General features: G+C 60.3%; 21 protein-coding genes. 4 read left to right on the plus strand and 17 right to left on the minus strand.

Going from position 1 to position 19,136, the window contains the following annotated elements:
- Positions 1–62: 62 nt before the first annotated feature.
- The 12 genes from QRN38_RS10170 to QRN38_RS10225 form a co-directional block, all read right to left on the minus strand.
- The gene (locus QRN38_RS10170; protein WP_005763967.1) at positions 63–749 is read right to left on the minus strand and encodes a GntR family transcriptional regulator; all 687 of its coding nucleotides are present in this window, start codon (positions 747–749) and stop codon (positions 63–65) included.
- The gene (gene hpxZ / locus QRN38_RS10175; RefSeq protein WP_005615642.1) at positions 746–1,141 is read right to left on the minus strand and encodes an oxalurate catabolism protein HpxZ; all 396 of its coding nucleotides are present in this window, start codon (positions 1,139–1,141) and stop codon (positions 746–748) included. The genes QRN38_RS10170 and hpxZ overlap by 4 nt, the downstream gene beginning before the upstream one ends.
- The gene (locus tag QRN38_RS10180; RefSeq protein WP_057418534.1) at positions 1,141–1,818 is read right to left on the minus strand and encodes a cysteine hydrolase family protein; all 678 of its coding nucleotides are present in this window, start codon (positions 1,816–1,818) and stop codon (positions 1,141–1,143) included. The genes hpxZ and QRN38_RS10180 overlap by 1 nt, the downstream gene beginning before the upstream one ends.
- Positions 1,815–3,350, minus strand: coding sequence for an ABC transporter ATP-binding protein (locus QRN38_RS10185; protein WP_057418535.1), 1,536 nt, complete (start codon positions 3,348–3,350; stop codon positions 1,815–1,817). Before QRN38_RS10185 ends, QRN38_RS10180 begins: the two co-directional genes overlap by 4 nt.
- Before the next feature lie 2 nt (positions 3,351–3,352).
- The gene (biuH, locus tag QRN38_RS10190; RefSeq protein ID WP_007244852.1) at positions 3,353–4,039 is read right to left on the minus strand and encodes a biuret amidohydrolase; all 687 of its coding nucleotides are present in this window, start codon (positions 4,037–4,039) and stop codon (positions 3,353–3,355) included.
- Between the two features lie 5 nt (positions 4,040–4,044).
- Positions 4,045–5,061, minus strand: a complete 1,017-nt coding sequence (locus tag QRN38_RS10195) for a formamidase (protein ID WP_044391038.1) — start codon at positions 5,059–5,061, stop codon at positions 4,045–4,047.
- Between the two features lie 24 nt (positions 5,062–5,085).
- Complete coding sequence (locus QRN38_RS10200) at positions 5,086–6,006, minus strand: ABC transporter permease (protein ID WP_024667704.1); 921 nt, start codon at positions 6,004–6,006, stop codon at positions 5,086–5,088.
- A complete protein-coding gene (locus tag QRN38_RS10205) occupies positions 5,999–7,111 on the minus strand; it encodes an ABC transporter permease (RefSeq protein WP_005763950.1) in 1,113 nt (370 codons plus the stop codon). The genes QRN38_RS10200 and QRN38_RS10205 overlap by 8 nt, the downstream gene beginning before the upstream one ends.
- Positions 7,112–7,120: 9 nt before the next feature.
- Complete coding sequence (locus tag QRN38_RS10210) at positions 7,121–8,230, minus strand: BMP family ABC transporter substrate-binding protein (RefSeq protein ID WP_005763948.1); 1,110 nt, start codon at positions 8,228–8,230, stop codon at positions 7,121–7,123.
- Between the two features lie 14 nt (positions 8,231–8,244).
- Positions 8,245–10,050: an allophanate hydrolase gene (gene atzF / locus QRN38_RS10215; RefSeq protein WP_054090499.1), complete on the minus strand. Its 1,806-nt coding sequence runs from the start codon at positions 10,048–10,050 to the stop codon at positions 8,245–8,247.
- A 224-nt stretch (positions 10,051–10,274) separates the two neighbouring features.
- Positions 10,275–10,670: a glyoxalase superfamily protein gene (locus QRN38_RS10220; protein ID WP_007244848.1), complete on the minus strand. Its 396-nt coding sequence runs from the start codon at positions 10,668–10,670 to the stop codon at positions 10,275–10,277.
- Between the two features lie 41 nt (positions 10,671–10,711).
- The gene (locus QRN38_RS10225) at positions 10,712–12,133 is read right to left on the minus strand and encodes a sugar porter family MFS transporter (protein ID WP_007244847.1); all 1,422 of its coding nucleotides are present in this window, start codon (positions 12,131–12,133) and stop codon (positions 10,712–10,714) included.
- A gap of 161 nt (positions 12,134–12,294) precedes the next feature.
- On the opposite strand from QRN38_RS10225, the gene QRN38_RS10230 reads away from it, so the two are divergent.
- Together QRN38_RS10230 and QRN38_RS10235 are read left to right on the plus strand one after the other, a co-directional pair.
- Positions 12,295–12,711 (plus strand): ester cyclase, encoded by a 417-nt coding sequence (locus tag QRN38_RS10230; RefSeq protein ID WP_057415388.1) that lies wholly within the window; start codon positions 12,295–12,297, stop codon positions 12,709–12,711.
- A gap of 90 nt (positions 12,712–12,801) precedes the next feature.
- On the plus strand, positions 12,802–13,428 hold the full coding sequence (locus QRN38_RS10235; RefSeq protein WP_057418536.1) for a glutathione S-transferase family protein: 627 nt from the start codon (positions 12,802–12,804) through the stop codon (positions 13,426–13,428).
- An 83-nt stretch (positions 13,429–13,511) separates the two neighbouring features.
- On the opposite strand, the gene QRN38_RS10240 is transcribed toward QRN38_RS10235, so the two are convergent.
- Positions 13,512–13,832, minus strand: coding sequence for a DUF2986 domain-containing protein (locus tag QRN38_RS10240; RefSeq protein WP_057418537.1), 321 nt, complete (start codon positions 13,830–13,832; stop codon positions 13,512–13,514).
- 3 nt (positions 13,833–13,835) lie between these two features.
- Between QRN38_RS10240 and QRN38_RS10245 the strand changes: the two genes are divergently transcribed.
- Positions 13,836–14,282 carry a GNAT family N-acetyltransferase gene (locus QRN38_RS10245; RefSeq protein WP_057418538.1) on the plus strand — a complete coding sequence of 149 codons (447 nt, stop codon included), beginning with the start codon at positions 13,836–13,838 and terminating at the stop codon, positions 14,280–14,282.
- Positions 14,283–14,345: 63 nt separating this feature from the next.
- Here QRN38_RS10245 and QRN38_RS10250 read toward each other — a convergent pair whose 3' ends face one another.
- The 3 genes from QRN38_RS10250 to QRN38_RS10260 form a co-directional block, all read right to left on the minus strand.
- Positions 14,346–14,633: a YceK/YidQ family lipoprotein gene (locus tag QRN38_RS10250; protein WP_054090501.1), complete on the minus strand. Its 288-nt coding sequence runs from the start codon at positions 14,631–14,633 to the stop codon at positions 14,346–14,348.
- 99 nt (positions 14,634–14,732) lie between these two features.
- A complete protein-coding gene (locus tag QRN38_RS10255) occupies positions 14,733–15,677 on the minus strand; it encodes a bestrophin family protein (protein ID WP_024677154.1) in 945 nt (314 codons plus the stop codon).
- A 66-nt stretch (positions 15,678–15,743) separates the two neighbouring features.
- Positions 15,744–15,974 carry a hypothetical protein gene (locus QRN38_RS10260; protein WP_233594472.1) on the minus strand — a complete coding sequence of 77 codons (231 nt, stop codon included), beginning with the start codon at positions 15,972–15,974 and terminating at the stop codon, positions 15,744–15,746.
- A gap of 164 nt (positions 15,975–16,138) precedes the next feature.
- On the opposite strand from QRN38_RS10260, the gene QRN38_RS10265 reads away from it, so the two are divergent.
- Complete coding sequence (locus QRN38_RS10265; RefSeq protein WP_010204874.1) at positions 16,139–17,509, plus strand: hypothetical protein; 1,371 nt, start codon at positions 16,139–16,141, stop codon at positions 17,507–17,509.
- An 83-nt stretch (positions 17,510–17,592) separates the two neighbouring features.
- Here QRN38_RS10265 and QRN38_RS10270 read toward each other — a convergent pair whose 3' ends face one another.
- Complete coding sequence (locus QRN38_RS10270; protein ID WP_007244839.1) at positions 17,593–18,870, minus strand: pectate lyase; 1,278 nt, start codon at positions 18,868–18,870, stop codon at positions 17,593–17,595.
- Positions 18,871–19,136 lie beyond the last annotated feature (266 nt).

A 19,136-nucleotide genomic window follows, 5' to 3' on the forward strand; every position in this document is an offset into this window, starting at 1 on the left:
ATCAGAGGCGGCGTGAATAAGGCGTTTGCTGGTGCGGCGACGTTCTTTTCATGCGTAACGCCTCACGCCTCATACCGCCGCCGTGCATCAGTGAGCATGGATATCGTCAGTTTGCGCACTTCCAGTTTGCTGATCTCCACATGCGAGCGCAGCAGCACTAGCGCGTCGTCCCGTTTACGCGCCTCAAGTGCGTTGAGAATAGCGGCGTGCTCAAGGTAGGTGTGTTCAATGCGGGCGCTTTTGAAGAAGTCCAGCCTGCGCACAATGCGAATACGTTCAGTGACTTCCTGATGAACACGGGCCATTTCCAGATTGCCCGAGGCCGCGACCAGTTGCGTGTGGAACTGTTCGTCGAGGTCTGCGACGACCTGCATGTCGGTTTGCCTGCGATCTGGCGCAACCAGCCAGTGGTCTCGGAGAACATCGAGTTCCGGGTGTGCGTCGGTGGATGCGCAGATGCGTTCGATCGCCGCGCATTCGAGCACGATGCGCAGGTCGTACAGTTGGTCGATCTGCTCGAAATCCAGCGGCCTGACTGACCAGCCACGACGGAACTCGACGTCCAGATAACCTTCGCGTTGCAGGCGATACAGCGCATCGCGCACCGGGGTCCGCGAAACTTGATAGCGATCTGCCAACTGAGTTTCAGTAAACCGGTCGTAGGGCAGCAGGTAAAAGTCGAAAATCTCTTGCTTGAGCCGACGATAGACGTCTTCTGCCAGCGCATTGGTGGTGTACGGGGAATTCAAGGGCGTGGCTCCAGACTGCTGAGGTCAATGCTGACATGTGCAGCAACGACTTTCCAGCCGCCCTCCAGGCGAGCCCAGGTTTGCATTTGCCGTCCCAAGCGTTGAGTTACGCCATCGTGAAACTCGGTGCTCACCGTGGCGAAGTCCTCACCGAAGGTGCTGATCACCGTGCGCAACAGCGTACGGCCGGGGCCGACCGGTTGGCATTGGCGTCGATAGCGCGCAATGGTATCGGCACCGTGCAGGTTTTCCGCGACGCCGTAGCGAACGGTGTGTTCGGCGTTCCAGAAATACGCATCCAGTGTGGTCAGTTCATTGGCCAGCAGGGCGCGTTCGTAGTCGGTGAAGGCGTGGCTCACTTCGGCGACCACGTGGGGAAGGTTGATGTCCATTACTGCGTACTCCTTGTGTGCAGGGCGTGCTGCAGATTGGCGAGCGAGGCAACTCGCCCGGCAATCGCACCTTGCGCGGTGATCATGTCCAGAGTGGCCTGTTTGAAGGCCGCAAAGTAGCTTTCGGTCGCGTCTTCGATCAGCAGGCAGCGATAACCCCGGTCGCAGGCTTCGCGCAGGCTGGTCTGCACGCACACTTCGGTGGTGACGCCGGCGAAGATCAGATGAGTGATGCCCGCAACAGTGAGCCGCTGGTGCAGATCGGTGGCGAAAAACATGCCTTTGCCCGGTTTGTCGATGACCCACTCGCTGGCAAGCGGCGTCAGGGCGTCGATGATCTGGTTGCCGGGTTCACCGCGAACCAGAATGCGCCCCATCGGGCCGGGGTCGCCGATGCGCAGGCCCGGTAAACCGTGGTCGAGTTTGGCTTGCGGGCAGTCGGACAGGTCCGGGAGGTGAGACTCTCGGGTATGAATGACTACAAGACCCTGTTCGCGAGCCAGCGCCAGCAGTTGCTGCACGGTGGGCACGATGGCTTGCAGCGGGGCGACGTCGTTGCCCAGCGCGGCACCAAAGCCGCCTGGTTCGAGAAAGTCGCGCTGCATGTCGATGATCACCACAGCGGTACGCGATGGCTCGAAGGTAAAAGGGTCGGGGCGCGCACTGATGCTGATCATGCCAACGCCTGCGAACGTTGTTCTGCACCGGCCATGTGCCTGCCCAGTTCGGTACGGTCGGCGGCCGCTGCGCGGGTTTCAAAAACCAGCTCGCCGTCATGAATGACCACGATGCGGTCGGCCAGGCTCAGCAATTCGTCGAGGTCTTCGCTGAGCAGCAGCACCGCCGTACCATTGTTGCGGGCATCGATCAGGCGCTGGTGGATGAGCGCCACGCTGGCGAAGTCCAGTCCGAAAACCGGGTTGGCAACGATCAGCACGGCGACGTCACGGGTCAGTTCACGGGCCAGTACGGCACGCTGCACGTTGCCCCCGGACAAGGTGCCGATCGGCCGGTCCGGGTCCTTGGGTGAAACCTGAAACTGCTCGATCAGTGTTTTTGCCTGCGCGCCAATGGCACGACGATCAAGACGCCAGCCCTGACGGCACAAAGGCGGCTGGTCGAAGTTGCGCAGGGCCAGATTGTCAGCGACGCTGAAACTGCCAATACAGGCATTGCGCAGGGGTTCTTCGGGCAAGCTGAACACGCGCAGGCGCTGCATCTGTTCGCGCCGGGCGTGGTAAGGCTGGCCGTCGACCGCGATTTTTCCTGCGCTGAACGGTCGCTGGCCGAGCAGGGCTTCGGTGAGTTCGCGTTGACCATTGCCGGAGATACCCGCAACCCCGACAATCTCCCCCGGATGCACCGCCAGCGACAGGTTCTTCACCGCCAGGGTGCCTTTGTCGCCCGGCACGTCCAGGTTTTCTACCTGCAAGTGCGGCGCGCTGGGGGCCGACACGGGGCGATCAGTGCTGACGCTGCGCACCTGTGCTTGGCCCATCATCCAGGCGGCCATCTGCCGAGTGCTGGTGTCGGCCACGGCTGCCGTGCCCACCCAGCGGCCTTTGCGCAACACGGTAACATCGTCGGCGTAAGTGCTGACCTCGCGAAACTTGTGGGTGATCATCAGCACAGTGAGGTCGCCACGGTGCGCCATTGCCTGCATCAGGCCGAGCACTTCATCGGCTTCCTGGGGCGTGAGCACCGAGGTGGGCTCGTCGAGAATGACCAGCCGGCGCTGCAGATACAGCTGTTTGAGGATTTCCAGTTTCTGTTTTTCGCCAGCGGCCAGGCTGCTGACCGGTCGATGAATGTCCAGTCGCAAGGGCATGTTCGCCATGAACGCTTCAAGGCGCTCGTGCTCGGCGGCCCAATTGATGCGCCACGGCAGATCACCCCGCGACAGCACCAGGTTTTCCGCAACACTCAGGCCCGGCGCGACGGTGAAGTGCTGATAGACCATGCCGATCTGCAACTGATGCGAATCGCGCGGTGTGCCAATTGCATGCTCGCGGTTGTCGACTAGAATGCTGCCCGATTGCAGCGGGCTGTAGCCGATGATGCCTTTGACCAGCGTGCTTTTACCCGCACCGTTTTCGCCGAGCAGGGCGTGCACGGTGCCGGCGCGGACCTTGAACGACACCTCGTCCAGCGCCCGAAACGTTCCGAAATGTTTGCTGGCACCGATCGTTTCCAGGCTCGCGGCGCGCATGTTCAAGCCTCCAGCACAGTGCGAAGCAGCGAAGAGTGGCCGACTGCGCCGAACACGCCGCCCTGCATCTTGACCATGCTCAGTGCAGCGGCATGGTTGGCTGGATCGGTCGCGCCGCAGCAGTCTTCAAGCAGCAGGCATTCAAAGCCACGGTCATTGGCTTCGCGCATCGTGGTGTGCACGCAGACATCGGTGGTAATGCCGGTCAGGATCAGGTTGTCGATGCCGCGCGTGCGCAGGATCAGCTCCAGATCAGTGGCGCAGAACGAGCCTTTGCCGGGTTTGTCGATGATGATTTCGCCGGGCAGCGGGGCCAGTTCGTCGATGATTTCCCAGCCCGGTTCGCCGCGCACCAGAATCTTGCCGCACGGGCCGGGATCGCCGATCCCCGCGCCGATGCGCTGCGAGCGCCAGCGTTTGTTGGCCGGCAGGTCGCTGAGGTCCGGGCGGTGGCCTTCGCGGGTATGAATGATGGTGAAGCCGAGCGGGCGCATCATGGCCAGTAGCGCCCTGATCGGTTCGATGGGCGCGCGGGTCAGCGCCAGGTCGTAGCCCATGCTGTCCACATAGCCGCCGACGCCGCAAAAGTCGGTCTGCATGTCGATCACGATCAATGCCGTGTTGTGCGCATGCAGCTGGCCGTTCCAGGGCCACGGATAGGGCGCCGAATCAACGTGACGTTCGCTCATGGCTTTTACTCCTTCCAACTGCTGGGCGTGGGCTTGAATTCGCGCTCGGGTGTGGCAAAACCGCATGAACGGCCGTCGGTGTGCACCACGTCGTTCTCCCAGGGCAGGCGGTATTGGCCAGCGGTCAGGTCGCGCATGTAGGTGTAAGGGCAATCGCGGGCACCGCCCTTGACCGCCACATAACCGCGATGGCCGAACTGATAGATGTTGTTCTCGACACCCCAATGCACACGCGCCTCGCGGACCAGATCAGGTCGCAGTTCGCAGCAGACGATTTCGTCGGCCCGGCCGCCACCTTCGGCCATGATCGTGCCGTCGAAATCGACGAACATGGCTTCGCCCATGGAATCGAACGTGCCATCGGAGCCGCACATGCACACGCTCGCGGTTTGCATGAGGTTGGTAAAGGCATTGCTCTGATTGGTTATCTTCCACGAATGGCGGATCGGCGCGGTGTAACCGGCGGTGCGCAGCATGATGTCGGCACCTTTGTAGGCGCACTCACGGGCCATTTCCGGGAACATGCCGTCGTGGCAGATGATCAGCGCCAGCGTGCTGCCGCGCGGGCCATCGCAGACCGGAATGCCGAGATCGCCCGGCTCCCAAGGCTCGACAGGCACCCACGGGTGCAGCTTGCGGTAGTACAGGCGAATCTCGCCAAGGTCATCGACGATCAGGCCGCTGTTGAACGGGTTGCCCTGCGGGTTGGCTTCCATGATCGAGAAGCAGCCCCAGATACGGTGCTCCTTGCACGCCTCGCGCAGCGCCACGACTTCCGGTCCGTCCAGACTGCACATGATCTCCGGTGCGGTGCTCATCGACAGGCCATGCAGGGAGTATTCGGGAAACACGATCAGGTCCATGCCCGGATTGCTGCGCCGCGCCTTGGCCACCATGCCGACCACTTTCTGCGTTTGTGCCCACAACGCCTCGCGGGTGTGGGGATCGGGCAGCGCCAGTTGCGCCAGGCCGATCACCACGCCGTTGGGCGACTTGTTCAAACCACCAAGACCACTGGCCATGTCATGCCTCCTCGAAAGATCAGTTCATCGCGTCAGGCTGAGTTCGCCCGGCGCGCCGTTCAGCGTGCGCCCACGGCGACAGGTGGCGTACATCACCACCAGCGTCAATGCATAAGGTGCCGCCGCGAAAAGGTAGTAACCGGTGCTGATGCCCACCGCCTGAAGCGCCGGGCCGATGGCACCAGCGGCACCGAACAGCAGCGAGGCCCAAAGACACGCCAGCGGCCGCCAGCGGGCGAAAATCACCAGTGCAACGGCCATCAGGCCCTGACCGCTGGACAGCCCTTCGTTCCAGCTGCCGGGGTAGTAGAGTGACAGATAGGCCCCGCCAATCCCGGCCAGCCCGCCGCCGATGGCAGTGGCCAGAATGCGCACCTTGAGCGGGCGATAGCCCAGCGCCTGGGCGGTTTCGGCATGGTCACCGACCAGCCGCAGCATCAGCCCCCAACGCGTAGTGCGCAGCCCCCAGTGCAGGACAAACGCCAGCGCTGCGCCGACGAAGAACAGCACATTGATGTTCAGTGCCGAACGCACACGTTCCTCATCGCTCCAGGCACCCAGAGCCAGCGACGGCAGCATGGGCGCTTGTGGCTGGATAAACGCTTTACCGAGAAAGAACGCCATCCCGGTGCCGAGCAGGATCAGCGCGATGCCGAAGGCGATGTCGTTGACTCGCGGCAGCGAACAAGCCAGGCCGTGCAACAGGCCGAGCACAATGCCGACCCCGGCAGCCGCGCTGACGCCCAGCCAGGCCGAGCCGCTCAGGCACGCCACGGCATAGCCGGACATGGCCCCGGCCACCAGAATGCCTTCCAGCCCCAGGTTGATGCGCCCGCTTTTCTCGGTCAGGCACTCGCCCAGGCTGACGAACAGAAACGGCGTGCCAACGCGGATTGCGCCGGCCAGCAAGGCGAACAGAAAGGTACTCAGGTCAATATCAGCCATGGTGCAAAGCTCCTTTCTCATCGACCTGCGTGTGCGTCGTCGCCAGCCTGATTTTCCAGGCCGCGATACGCCCGCCCAGGGCTTCCCAGAGCAGCAGGTTGGTGAACAGCAAGCCTTCCAGAATCAGTGTGGTCGCATCCGGCAGGCCAAGCCGCCGTTGCAGCAGTCCGCCGCTGGCTTCCAGCCCGCCCAGCAAGATGGCGCAGACGATAATCGCCAGCGGATGATGGCGGGCGGCGAAGGCGACCAGAATGCCGCTGGTGCCGTAGCCTGCGATCAGCGCAGCATTCGCGCTGCCTTGTACCGCCGTGACTTCGAACATGCCGGCCAGACCCGCCGCTGCGCCACCCAACAGGCAACTGAGCAGAATCAGGCGGTCCACCGGCAAGCCGATCATCAACGCGGTGCGCACGTTGCCGCCGACCACCGCTAGGGCAAAGCCCTTGACGCTGTGGCGTACCAGCACATACGCCAGCAAACAGGCGACTACGCCCGCCACCAGCCCCCAATGCACTTCAAAACCGTCACTGATGGTGCCGATCAGGTAGGCATCGTCCAGCGGCGGGGTAGAAGGTTTATTCAGGCTTGCCGGATCGCGCAATGGCCCTTCCACCAGTTGCCTGAACAGCGCCAGAGCAATGTAGGAAAGCAGCAGGCTGCTGATCGTCTCGTTGACCCCACGGCGCTGGCGCATCAAGCCACTCAAGCCGATCCACAGCGCGCCCACGGTCATTGCCGCCAGCGCCATGCAGACCAGCATCAAAGCGGGCGGCAAGTGTCCCAGCCACAAGGGTGTGACCGCCGCTGCCAGTGCGCCGAGCACCAGCGCGCCTTCGCCGCCGATAATAATCAGCCCGGCCCGTGCAGGCAGGGCGACGCAGAGCGCGGTCAGCATCAACGGCGCTGCGCGCTGCAAGGTGTTCTCCAGCGCGAACCAGGAGCCAAACGCGCCTTCGCCGACCAGTTGCAGCGCCTGCCAGGCCGGCTTGCCCTGAACCGCCAGAAACAGCCCGAACAGTGCGCACGAGGAAAACACCGCCAGCAGCGTAGGCAACCCCGGCAACAGCGCGCTGGCAAGACGGCGCAGACGTGTGGATGAACTCATGAACGCTCCTCAGATCTGCCCAAGCACGCCTTCGACCAGGTAATTCATGCTCTCCAGCGCAATGTCGGTCTGGGTTTGAGCCACGCCATCGGCAATCACTACCGCGCCTTTGTTGTCCTTGAGCGGGCCTTTGAAAATCACGAACTGACCTGCGAGCATCTGCGCCTTGATGGCGTCGGCTTGCTGTTTTGCGGCAGCGGTGACGGCAGGGCCGTAGGCGGAAGTCTTGACGAAGCCTTCCTTGAGGCCGCCACGCAGGAAGTTGATCATCGGCGCGCCACTCTGGGCCGCAGCCACATGAGCGCGATACGGTGTTTCCCAGTTCCATTCGGCCCCGGTCAGGTAGCCTTTGGGCGCCAGCGCAGCCTGGCTGGCGTGGTAGCCACAAGTCATGACACCGCGCTTTTCGGCAGTCTCGACAATCACTTTGGGGCCATCGACATGGCAGGTCAGCACATCACAGCCCTGATCGATCAGACCGTTGGCGGCTTCCGCTTCCTTGACCGGCAACGACCAGTCGCCGGTGAAAATCACCGTGGTGACGATGCTCGGGTCTACCGAGCGCGCGCCCATGGCGAAGGCGTTGAGGTTGCGCAGCACTTGCGGCACCGGCTTGGCGGCGACAAAGCCAAGTTTTTTGCTCTTGCTCATGTGCCCGGCGATCACGCCGTTCAGGTATTGCGCTTCGTCGATGTAACCGAAAAAGCTGCCCGCGTTCATCGGGTCCTTACCTTTCTGCCAGAGGCCGCCGCAATGCGCGAAACGCACGTCCGGGTACTTCTTGGCGACCTTCACCACGTGCGGCTCGAAATAGCCGAACGAGGTCGGGAAAATCAGCGTTGCGCCGTCCTGACGGATCATGGCTTCCATGGTTTTCTGCACGGCCACGGTTTCCGGGACGTTCTCCTCTTCGATTACCTTGACGTTGGGCAGCGTCTTGATGATGGCGGCTGCCTGGGCGTGGGCCTGGTTGTAACCAAAGTCGTCGCGAGCGCCGACGTAGATGAAACCCACCACCAGCGGCGCATCGGCTGAGTAGGCGCGGCCAAAAGGCAGCGCCGCGCTCAGACCGATAATGCCCGCCAACTTGATGAAACTGCGACGATCAACGTTCGACATGGTGCTACCCCTGATCAATGAGCGATGGAAGATGTTTGCGCGGCGCGGTAGGCGCGCCAGCCTTTGAAATCAGTGATGTCCAGCGCGCCTTCAAGGCCTGCGGGTTCACAGATGAAGCCCTTGACCCACTGACCGTCGGCCAATTGCAGCGAGCCGATGCCCAGCGGTGCAGGAATCGCGGCGACAAAGCCGCCGAACAGGCTCAACGGCATCTCCCAGACCTCGACCTCGATGCTTGCGCCTTGTGCCGTCACACGCACCAGACCCGGTTTTGGCGGAGACGTATTGGCCAGCGCATAGAGTCGATAATCTGCGCTGGTGGTGGTGCGCTGCAGCAGGCGCGCGCTGCTTTCCAGCAACTGCCAGTTGAGCGGCTGGCCGTACAAGTGCGCGCCCACCACCGCCACTTGCACGGTCGGGGCATTAAAGGGCAGGGGCGCCATCGCGACGGCCTCGCGCTGGTCGGCCTTGCCGAGCAGCGGTTGCCAGGCAGCGGCGAACTCTGCGAGCCGCTGATCGGCACCCGCCGGTCCTATCAGCGTGATGCCCGCCGGCAAGCCGTCAGCACGAGCGATTGCCGGGATGGCGATGGCGCACATGTTCATCAGGTTGACGAAGTTGGTGTAGTAGCCGAGCCGTGAATTGAGCTCGATGGGGTTTTCCAGCACCGCATCGATGGTCGGCATGCACGGCGCGGTCGGCACCACCAGCACATCCACATCAGCCAACAGGTGTTCGGCTGCCCGGGTCAGGTCGGCCAGGCGATAACGGGCGTTGAACGCATCGACGGCATCGAAGGACGCAGCGCTCTGCAGGATGCCGCGCACCACCGGGTGAACATCGGCAGCGTTTTCAGTAAAAAAACTGCCGACGGCTGCCCGCCGTTCGGCCACCCACGGGCCTTGATAGAGAAGCGCCGCCGCTTCGGCGAACACGTCAAATTCGATCTCTTTGAGGGTCACCAGTGGATCGTCATGCAGGGCCGCCAGCGCCTTTGAATACGCCGCCTGCGCCTGAGTGTCTCCGAAGAACTCGCACTGGCGGGCAACCGCCACGCGCCTGGCCCGGCGCTGCACCGGCAAGGCCTGCACGGCCACACTGCCCGGATCCAGAGGATCGTAGGCGGCGATGACCTGCGCCACCTGCCAGGCCTGCATCACGTCGCAGGCAAAGATCGACGGGCAGTCCAGCGTGCGGCAAGCGGGCACAACGCCGCGACTGCTGAACAGGCCAAGGCTGGGCTTGAGCCCGACGATGCCATTGAAGCCTGCGGGCACTCGACCCGAGCCTGCCGTGTCGGTGCCCAGTGCAAAACTCACGTAGCCACGCGCTACCGCCACAGCGGACCCTGAACTGGAACCGCCGCTCACATAGGCCGGATCGTGAGCGTTGCGCACCGCGCCGTAAGGCGAGCGGACGCCCACCAGGCCGGTGGCGAACTGATCGAGATTGGTTTTGCCGATCAACAACGCGCCACTGTCGAGCAGCCGTTGCACCACATGAGCGTTTTCTCTGGCGGTATAAGCGAAAGCCGGGCATGCAGCCGTGGTGAGCATTCCCGCTACGTCGAAATTGTCCTTGACCGCAAACGGCACACCGAACAGCGGCAGTTGCTCATACACCGAATCGCCCAGCGCTGCGGCGATACCTTCCAGTGCGGCTGCTCTTTCAAGCAGGTCCGCAGCGGGCACCCGATAAATCCAGACTTCGGGTCGATCATCTGCATCAATGTGCATCGTCAGGGAGTGCACAAGCGTCGCCAGGGTGGTTGTACCCGAGCGTAACGCCGACTGAAGTTCATTAATGTCGAGTGCGATCATGGTGGTGTTCATTCATGTATACAAGATGAACAAGCACCTCTGCACTTAATGGGCCAAGGTTGGAAAAGCGTTGAATCGAGAGGGGTGTGAGGCGTTCGGGCAAGCATGAGCGGTACTTTCATGCATCAGGGTTGTGCCCGAAAACATACCGCTGCCCAACGATGGGTCACACGTTTGGCGGGTGTTGTGGCGCGATCAGGATGTTGATCGCGCCAGATGTTATCTCAGCTCTCGCAAAACCTGATCCGGTTGCCGAACGGGTCGCAGACTTCCAATACTTTCCCCCAACCCTGCTGCACGATGTCCGGGCGCGCATAGCCATACTGCTTGCCAATCAGCTCATCGCGTAGTTGCTCGATGTTGCGGGTCGGTATGAAAACGGCCGCCCCGGGGCATGCATCGCCGTGGTGTTCGGAAAGGTGCAGGTGCAGTCCGTTGCGGCTGATGCCCAGATACAGCGGCAGATCGGCTTCGAACCGATGTTCGAACTCGACACGGAAACCGAGAAAGTCGAGGTAGAACTCGCGCGCCTTGCGCTCGTCGAACATCCGCAGTATCGGAATGGCACTGTCGAAGGAGGCACTTTCGACGGTCGCCGTGGCTTGCTCGGTGGTGGACATCGCTATTCCTTTAGTTCAAATACGGGTAGTCAAAGCGCTGGTTACAGCTCTTTCTTCAGGTGCTTTTCGATTTGTTCAAGCGACTTGCCCTTGGTCTCGGGAAGGCACAGGAACACGAAGATCAGCGAGCCGACGTTGATGGCCGCAAAGATGAAGAACGTCGGGTTGCCGATGGTATCCACTGCAATCGGGAAGGTAAACGCCACCGAGGCGTTGAACAGCCACTGCATCGACACCGCCGTGCCGGTCAGCAAACCCCGCACCTGCATGGGGAACAGTTCCGACATCAACAGCCAGTACACCGGCGAAATGCACATCTGCATGAACAGCAGGAACACCAGAATGCAGGCGAGGGCCGTGTAGCTCTGGGTCAGGTTCTGCGGCATGAATTGCAGTACGCAGCCAAGCGCGGCCTGCATCAGGATGACCATCACCAGACCGGTCATCAGCAAGTGGCGACGACCATAACGACCTATTGCCCAGATGCCCAGCAGGGTCGCGATGACCGACACCACGCCGTTGCCGATGGTGGCCGTCAGCGCAGCGTTGGTGCCCATCCCGGTATTCTTGAGGATGATCGGTGTGTAATACATGAAGGCGTTCACGCCGGTGAGCTGTGCGGTAAAGCCCAGACCGATGCCGATCAGCAGCAGCTTGATGACCCAGCGCTGACGCAGCAATTCCTTTGCCTTGGGACGATTGCGCGCCTGCTCGTCCTGAGCTTTCATTTCGTCCACTTCACGCTGCGCATCGTCCTTGTTGCTGCGCAGTTGCTCCAGCACATCCTGAGCTTCGTCAAAACGGCCTTTGGACGCCAGCCAGCGCGGCGAAGGCGGTACGAAGAAGGTGCCGATCAGCAGCAACACCCCCGGCACCATCGCGATCGCCAGCATATAGCGCCAGATGCCCGGCGTGTGCAGCAGCGCGGCCATGACCGCGCTGAGCACATAGGCGAGCAACTGGCCGCTGACGATCATCAGTTCGTTGCGGCTGACCAGCCGCGCACGACGCGAGGGGCCGGCGATTTCGGCAATGAACACCGGCACCGTCGCCGAGCCGCCACCCACCGCGATACCCAGCAGGAAGCGCGCGGCGACCATGAACGGAATGGACGGCGCGATGGCCGTACCCAGCGCACCCGCGATGAACAGCACCGACAGGAGGCGCAGGGTCAGGCGTCGTCCGAAACGGTCGGAAATATAGCCACTGGCCAGTGAGCCGAAGGCTGCACCGACGATCAGCGAAGCAGTGATCATCCCTTCGCTGTAGGCATTCAGGCCCAGCCCGCCCTGATCGGCCGGCAGCGTCATGAAGGGCAATGCGCCGGCGATAATACCGGTGTCATAACCAAACGCGAGCGCGCCCATGGTTGCCACAAGTACGGAGATGAAAATCAGTCGGTTAGGCGAGGCGTTTTGCCGACCTTGCGTGTCAGCCGCTGCTGTAGTGCTACTTGAAGACATGAATCTGAAGTCCTTCGCTTGAAACCAGCGTCGCGCCAGTACATAGATGTGAGGCTTAGGGCGATGTCGGCCGCACGAGTTCCCTATGACTCTGTTAAAACTGTACGGGTCATCTGGATGATTGACAGTGACTGCTTTGAGTACCCGAAGGAGGGCGCGCCATGAACCTGACCGATCACTATCGGGCTTACATCGCCTGTCTGAATGACCGTAGTTGGCACCAGTTGGGCAACTTCGTCGATGACAATGTGCATTACAACGGTGAGCTGATCAGCCTGTCCGGCTACAAAACAATGCTGGAAAACGACGTCAGGATTATCCCCGACTTGCGTTTCAATATCGATTTGCTGGTCGTTGAAGCACCACAGGTCGCTGCCCGGCTGGTCTTCAACTGCTCGCCACAGGGTCGATTTCTGGGGCAGGACACACAGGGACGGCGCATCACCTTTTCCGAAAATGTGTTCTACACATTCAGCGATGGCAAGATAATCGGCGTTTGGTCGGTAATCGATAAAGCGGCAGTGGAGCGTCAGCTTCGCGGTGAGTCGGCAGCGGTCTGCGCCGACAGACGCGTCTGAGGTCGCCAGAGGACATTCGATTCACGGCACTCTACGGCGGCCCAGCAGTCTTTTTTCTAGACATCCCACTCTCACCCAGCGGAGACCCACATGATTATTGTCCACCACCTGAACAACTCACGTTCGCAGCGCATTCTGTGGTTACTCGAAGAACTTGGCCTGCCGTACGAGATAAAACGCTACCAGCGTGACCCGAAAACCAACCTCGCGCCGCCTGAGCTGAAGGCCATTCATCCGCTGGGCAAATCCCCGGTGATCGAAGACGGTCCCCATGTGGTTATCGAGTCTGGCGCCATCGTCGATTACCTGATCCGCCGTCATGGCGACGGCCGCCTGCAACCGGATCCTGCCAGCGCCACCTACGATGAGTACGTACAATGGCTGCACTTCGCCGAAGGTTCGGCCATTCTGCCGCTGATGCTCAACCTGTACGTCGGTCGCCTGGGTGAGGCGGGCGCGCCTTTGCATCCGCGCATTCACTCTGAACTGGCCAACTACCTGGGCTATCTGAATGAAGCTCTGGGGCTGACGTCTTATCTGCTGGGCGACGAATTGAGTGGCGCGGATATTCAGATGAGCTTCATTGGCGAATTCGCCAAAATGCAGGGAATGCTGCAGCCGTATCCTAACCTTGCGGCCTGGGTACAACGATGCCAGGAAAGACCTGCGTATCGCCAGGCGCTGGAGCAGGGCGGTGAGTACTCGTTTGCGAAGTAAGTGAGCTGTTGAACAGGCTCCTTGCAATACGCTCCATCGGAATGAACAGCCTGACCATACCGGTGGCGCGTAAACGTCGCTGTTCAGTCCTCGACGGAACTGATCGGGTCGTTACCGGACTCTGCCGCCAGCTTCAACCGATCAGCCTTGCTCACGTAGCTGGATTTGTTTGCCGGTGCCAGTTTAGCGCTGGCTTTCTTGGCATGAGCCTTTAACAGTTGCTGTATTTTCTTGCGACGGTTCATGTGCTTCGACTCGGCTTGCAGGTGCTTGAATGATATCAGCTTAACTGTCGAACCCGGTTCTGGTGGTGTGCACTGGTTGCAGCCTTTGCTGTTGCATATGCATTCTGTCCAGACCTGCTCGTGTTTTCGCCAGCGCAGGACCACTGTGGATGAGGTCATTAGATGAAACAGGTAGAAGTCCAGATCATTACTGAATTGCCTTGTCAGGTTCTGATTCTGGAGCAAGAGGCAGTAGCAGAGGGCTTCAGGTTTCTTACCCGCTTGATCGAGGAGTGGAGGTCCGGAAAGAATCGATTCGAGGCCAAGGGTGAATGCCTCATGGTCGTACTTCTGGACGGCGCTCTGGCAGGCATCGGAGGTCTTTCACGTGATTCGCATGCTCAGAGGGGTATTGGCAGGCTACGCAGGGTATACGTCGCGACCGCCTCAAGAGGCCAAGGCCTTGGAAAGATTCTGGTGAATCGACTTGTGGAACATGCGGCTGAGCAATTTCGCGCCGTGCGCCTGTTCACTGATACTCCGAGCGGAGCAGAGTTTTACTTGCGTTGCGGCTTTCAGCCAGTGGACGAGGAACATGCCACGCACATAAAGTTTTTAAGACGGGTTTGAATTCCAGGTGTGTTCCCCAAGAGCGTCGGGGCCGCACTCCCCGGTCGCAATGAAAAATAGGGATCAACCGAGCACGTTCAACCCGCCACTGAACTGACATTTATGTTCATCACCGCCAAGATTTTCAGGCAGAAAAGCGGTGAGGTCGTAGGGCAGCAGCAGAGTGTCCAGCGCGAGGGAAAACGGCACGTCTAAAAGTATGGGCCAGCTCTGCCCTCCGTTATGGGTTCCCCACGCCCAACCTTGGCGAGTGCCGGGATAGATGCAACGCTCGCCGTCCAGATGAATCATCAGGCTCCAGCAGCCGCCAAGTGACATTGACATAACCAGTAACAGGCATCTTTTGAGCATACGTTCCTTCGTTCCTGCGTCGATGCAAAAGTGTCCGTCATTTTACTCACCCTTCCCGTTTCTGCCTGGCCGATCGGCCAGGATCACTTGTCCGCCCGCTCAGACCGCCAACTGATGCGTTGGCCACGCGCCGCGGTACGGGGCTTTCAGGTCAGCCAGCAGCGGCTGCCTCTCTGGCGAAGCGAACATCGATTGCAGGTTCTTTTCGATGGTGTTGCACAGGTCTTCCATGCGGATCCGGTGCTGACTGTTGCCAAATGGGGCTTGCAGGTCTGTACCGATGCGGTCCATTGCCAGCAGCATGCAGCCCACTACCGTGGATATCGCCGGGGTGAACCAGCCCAGGGTGGTGACCATGCTCAGCGGCATCAGGATGCAGAACAGCGTGCTGAACAGCCGTGGGAAATAAACGTAGGGGTAGGGCAGTGGCGTGTTGGCGATGCGCTCCATGCCTCCCTGACAGTTGGACAGATCGACCATGGTCGATTCCAGGCGGGTCAGACGGATGCTGTCGAACTGGCCGGCGGCAAAGGCTTGCGAGATAACCGCAGCAGAGCCATTGAGGATGTCATTGGGGAAGTTGTTGCTCTGGCTGGCGCGCTGAATCTCGTCGGGCGACAGTAACCCGTCGAGTTTTGCTGTTTTGACGTCGCCTTTGAGGTGCGCGCGCAGGGCACGCAAGTAAGCCACATGACGTTGAAAGAGTATGGCTTTGACAGGGTTGTTGAGGTCATCCCGTTCGCCATCGATCAGCGTCAGTACCTGCCGGCCAAAACTGCGTGAGGTGTTGACCATTGCGCCCCACAAGGTGCGCGCTTCCCACCAACGGTTATAGGCACTCGAGTTGCGAAAGCTGATCAGCACGATCAGTGCCGAGCAAAGCAACGTGAGGGGCATCAGGGGGAAGTCGATGCCTTTGCCTTCTATCAGCATGACATCCACGGTGACGGCCACGTCCCAGAGCAGAAGCCAGAACAGCGACCAGCCAACGTAGGTCACGGTTCGGGTGAAACACCGCCATTTTTTCTCGAAAGGACCAGACATTGCGGCACTCCTTTGCTGGTTTGGAAGAAGGCGCTTACTCGCTAAGCGCCAAGCCATGTTGTGAACTTACGCTGCCATCCTTAAAGCTCGCTTAATTTCAATTTGCGTAATCTGCAACACAAACGACGGTGATTTTTCGGCGCAGTCCTTGGTAGTGGGCGTACGCAGATTATTCAGTGGAACCGTCAACCGATCCGGGACCACACAGCCTTCGTCGATCCTTTTAAACCGGCGGGCGACCGGACGTTTCGCTGTTTCTGGCGCTGTTTGATCGACAGCCCACTGTCTTGCTTTCATGCAAGTAGTCGCTCCGGACACGCCCGCCTCAGCACTGTGCTGTTCAAACTTCCGTAGAAAGAGAGGGAATTCCCATGCACATCAACCGACCCGTCCAACAACCGTCTATTGCTTCGACGGATAGCTTTCGGACAGCGTCCGACGCGTCTCTTGCCTCCAGCTCTGTGCGATCTGTCAGCTCCGATCAGCAACGCGAGATAAATGCGATTGCCGATTACCTGACAGATCATGTGTTCGCTGCGCATAAACTGCCGCCGGCCGATTCGGCTGATGGCCAAGCTGCAGTTGACGTACACAATGCGCAGATCACTGCGCTGATCGAGACGCGCGCCAGCCGCCTGCACTTCGAAGGGGAAACCCCGGCAACCATCGCCGACACCTTCGCCAAGGCGGAAAAGCTCGACCGATTGGCGACGACTGCATCAGGCGCGTTGCGGGCGGCGCCCTTTGCCATGGCCTCGTTGCTTCAGTACATGCAGCCTGCGATCAACAAGGGCGATTGGCTGCCGGCTCCGCTCAAACCGCTGACCCCGCTCATTTCCGGAGCGCTGTCGGGCGCCATGGACCAGGTGGGCACTAAGATGATGGACCGCGCGACGGGTGATCTGCATTACCTGAGCGCCTCGCCGGACAGGCTCCACGATGCGATGGCCGCTTCGGTGAAGCGCCACTCGCCAAGCCTTGCTCGACAGGTTCTGGACACGGGGGTTGCGGTTCAGACGTACTCGGCGCGCAACGCCGTACGTACCGTATTGGCTCCGGCACTGGCGTCCAGACCCGCCGTGCAGGGTGCTGTGGACCTTGGTGTATCGATGGCGGGTGGTCTGGCTGCCAACGCAGGCTTTGGCAACCGCCTGCTCAGTGTGCAGTCGCGTGATCACCAGCGTGGCGGTGCATTAGTGCTCGGCTTGAAGGATAAAGAGCCCAAGGCTCAACTGAGCGAAGAAAACGACTGGCTTGAGGCTTATAAAGCAATAAAATCGGCCAGCTACTCGGGTGCGGCGCTCAACGCTGGCAAGCGGATGGCCGGTCTGCCACTGGATATGGCGACCGACGCAATGGGTGCGGTAAGAAGCCTGGTGTCAGCGTCCAGTCTGACCCAAAACGGTCTGGCGCTGGCGGGTGGCTTTGCCGGGGTAGGCAAGTTGCAGGAGATGGCGACGAAAAATATCACCGACCCGGCGACCAAGGCCGCGGTCAGTCAGTTGACCAACCTGGCAGGTTCGGCAGCCGTTTTCGCAGGCTGGACCACGGCCGCGCTGACAACCGATCCCGCGGTGAAAAAAGCCGAGTCGTTCATACAGGACACGGTGAAATCGACTGCATCCAGTACCACAGGCTACGTAGCCGACCAGACCGTCAAACTGGCGAAGACCGTCAAAGACATGGGCGGGGAGGCGATCACCCATACCGGCGCCAGCTTGCGCAATACGGTCAATAACCTGCGTCAACGCCCGGCTCGTGAAGCTGATATAGAAGAGGGGGGCACGGCGGCTTCTCCAAGTGAAATACCGTTTCGGCCTATGCGGTCGTAAGCAATCTGTGAGCTGTAGCTAAACAGTAAAAAGGGGGCGGACTCGACGAGTCCACCCCCTTTTTTCAAGCTACTTGTCTGGATTCAAAGCTCGGTGTGTTGGGTCGATGCCTGGGTTTTATCGTAGGCGTGTTTGACGTCGGTCATGGCGATGTTGCCCGTTGCCAGCTTCAGATCGTCACTGTCGCTTTTCACCAGGGCGAACTTTCCGTGGTTAGCGTCGATGCCGTTCAGCTCGATGCTCATGTCATCAAACTGCTTGCCACCGTTGGTGCGAACCATCGTGCCGAAATCGTCGGCCTTGAAGTTGTCGATTTTCAAGTGAGTGTTGGCGTTGAGCTGGACAACCTTGTCGTCTGCACCTTTGGCACTGCTGTTCTTGATGTTCAGATTAGTGACCGCTGCGCCTCCCTCGCCTTTGACCGTAATCAGGTCTTCACCGACGTTCTGGGCATGCACGTTGTCAATGGTGACTTCCTGAGCGTTTTTGGCTTTCACGTGGATGCCATCGACCTCGTTCTCACCCAGGTTCACATTCTTCAACGTAGCGCCTTCAGCCAGCTCGAACATGGGCTTCTGATTTTCGCCCTGGTCTCCGTTACCCATAGATTTGTCGGCAGTGAAGGTTGCGCCGTGGCCGTCGAAGACTTCGCCAGCGCCGACCTTGATGGTGTCTTTCACCACATTGATCTTGCCGGCTTGCTCGGTAGAACCTGCGGTGTCCGACACCGAGCCAGTACCTGAGGTACGGTTAGGGTTGGCCAACTGCGGAGTGATTTGCGGTGTTACGCCACCCTCGCCACCGCCTGTTGCAGTGGGTGTGCCACCGCCGCCGCCACCTGTTGCAGTAGGTGTGCCGCCGCCACCGCTGCCGCCACCGCCTGTTGCGGTCGGAGTATCACCGCCGCCACCGCCTGTTGCGCTTGGCGTATCACCGCCGCCGCCACCACCTGTTGCATCCGGTGTACCGCCGCCCCCGCTATCGGCCGACGGTGTACCGAGCCCGCCGTTGTTCTGGAAAGGAGCCTGGCTATCAGGCTGCTCCTGATTGGCATCCTGCTTTTTATTGGAGTTGGTGAGCATCTGCAGCAACGACATGATCAATGCACTGATCAATTTAGCGATGTTGGACTGGCTGTCGTTGGGCTTGCTGGCGTCCTGCGGATTCTGGACGGTGCTGTCGGGCGTGCCGAAGTTGACGTCTTTCTGTGTGTCGCTGCCGAACAACAGTGCACTCGGGTCGATCGCTTGCTGAGTGTTCTGCTCGCCGAACGTGTTTGGTTGAGGACTCTTGCCGCTTAGCGCCGAAAAATCGAGTGGCGTGGTGGTCTGTTGCGGCCGGGGTGTGATGCCGATGCTCATGCTGCGTTACCTCGCTAAGTGGGCAATTGGACCGACGCCAGCTCCAGGGTTCACCAGAGCAAGTGGCCGTATCGCTGTCCGTTCGATAGGGATGTGGATGTTTGGGGTTGAGCTTGCTCGAAGTGAGTGGCAAAGCGCAGCGACCGGTTCCCGTTTTGCCGGCATCTCATTGCACTGTTTTTAAAAGTTCCTTTTTTTATATGCCCAACCAACGCAAGGAACTGAAATGCCTATGCCTGCGACTCAGTGTGCACACGCCAGCAGGA

This window comes from Pseudomonas sp. CFBP2511, from assembly GCF_030209255.1.
Taxonomy (GTDB): Bacteria; Pseudomonadota; Gammaproteobacteria; order Pseudomonadales; family Pseudomonadaceae; genus Aquipseudomonas; species Aquipseudomonas avellanae.

Excerpts from the sequence above, each read along its gene's own strand:
- QRN38_RS10180 (WP_057418534.1), bottom strand. The coding sequence starts at position 1,818 with ATGATCAGCATCAGTGCGCGCCCCGACCCTTTTACCTTCGAGCCATCG.
- QRN38_RS10245 (WP_057418538.1), top strand. The coding sequence starts at position 13,836 with ATGAAACAGGTAGAAGTCCAGATCATTACTGAATTGCCTTGTCAGGTT.
- QRN38_RS10195 (WP_044391038.1), bottom strand. The coding sequence starts at position 5,061 with ATGGCCAGTGGTCTTGGTGGTTTGAACAAGTCGCCCAACGGCGTGGTG.
- QRN38_RS10230 (WP_057415388.1), top strand. The coding sequence starts at position 12,295 with ATGAACCTGACCGATCACTATCGGGCTTACATCGCCTGTCTGAATGAC.
- QRN38_RS10235 (WP_057418536.1), top strand. The coding sequence starts at position 12,802 with ATGATTATTGTCCACCACCTGAACAACTCACGTTCGCAGCGCATTCTG.
- QRN38_RS10225 (WP_007244847.1), bottom strand. The coding sequence starts at position 12,133 with ATGTCTTCAAGTAGCACTACAGCAGCGGCTGACACGCAAGGTCGGCAA.
- QRN38_RS10220 (WP_007244848.1), bottom strand. The coding sequence starts at position 10,670 with ATGTCCACCACCGAGCAAGCCACGGCGACCGTCGAAAGTGCCTCCTTC.
- QRN38_RS10255 (WP_024677154.1), bottom strand. The coding sequence starts at position 15,677 with ATGTCTGGTCCTTTCGAGAAAAAATGGCGGTGTTTCACCCGAACCGTG.
- QRN38_RS10200 (WP_024667704.1), bottom strand. The coding sequence starts at position 6,006 with ATGGCTGATATTGACCTGAGTACCTTTCTGTTCGCCTTGCTGGCCGGC.
- atzF (WP_054090499.1), bottom strand. The coding sequence starts at position 10,050 with ATGATCGCACTCGACATTAATGAACTTCAGTCGGCGTTACGCTCGGGT.
- QRN38_RS10210 (WP_005763948.1), bottom strand. The coding sequence starts at position 8,230 with ATGTCGAACGTTGATCGTCGCAGTTTCATCAAGTTGGCGGGCATTATC.
- QRN38_RS10250 (WP_054090501.1), bottom strand. The coding sequence starts at position 14,633 with ATGCTCAAAAGATGCCTGTTACTGGTTATGTCAATGTCACTTGGCGGC.
- QRN38_RS10205 (WP_005763950.1), bottom strand. The coding sequence starts at position 7,111 with ATGAGTTCATCCACACGTCTGCGCCGTCTTGCCAGCGCGCTGTTGCCG.
- hpxZ (WP_005615642.1), bottom strand. The coding sequence starts at position 1,141 with ATGGACATCAACCTTCCCCACGTGGTCGCCGAAGTGAGCCACGCCTTC.
- QRN38_RS10260 (WP_233594472.1), bottom strand. The coding sequence starts at position 15,974 with ATGAAAGCAAGACAGTGGGCTGTCGATCAAACAGCGCCAGAAACAGCG.
- QRN38_RS10240 (WP_057418537.1), bottom strand. The coding sequence starts at position 13,832 with ATGACCTCATCCACAGTGGTCCTGCGCTGGCGAAAACACGAGCAGGTC.
- QRN38_RS10185 (WP_057418535.1), bottom strand. The coding sequence starts at position 3,350 with ATGCGCGCCGCGAGCCTGGAAACGATCGGTGCCAGCAAACATTTCGGA.
- biuH (WP_007244852.1), bottom strand. The coding sequence starts at position 4,039 with ATGAGCGAACGTCACGTTGATTCGGCGCCCTATCCGTGGCCCTGGAAC.
- QRN38_RS10270 (WP_007244839.1), bottom strand. The coding sequence starts at position 18,870 with ATGAGCATCGGCATCACACCCCGGCCGCAACAGACCACCACGCCACTC.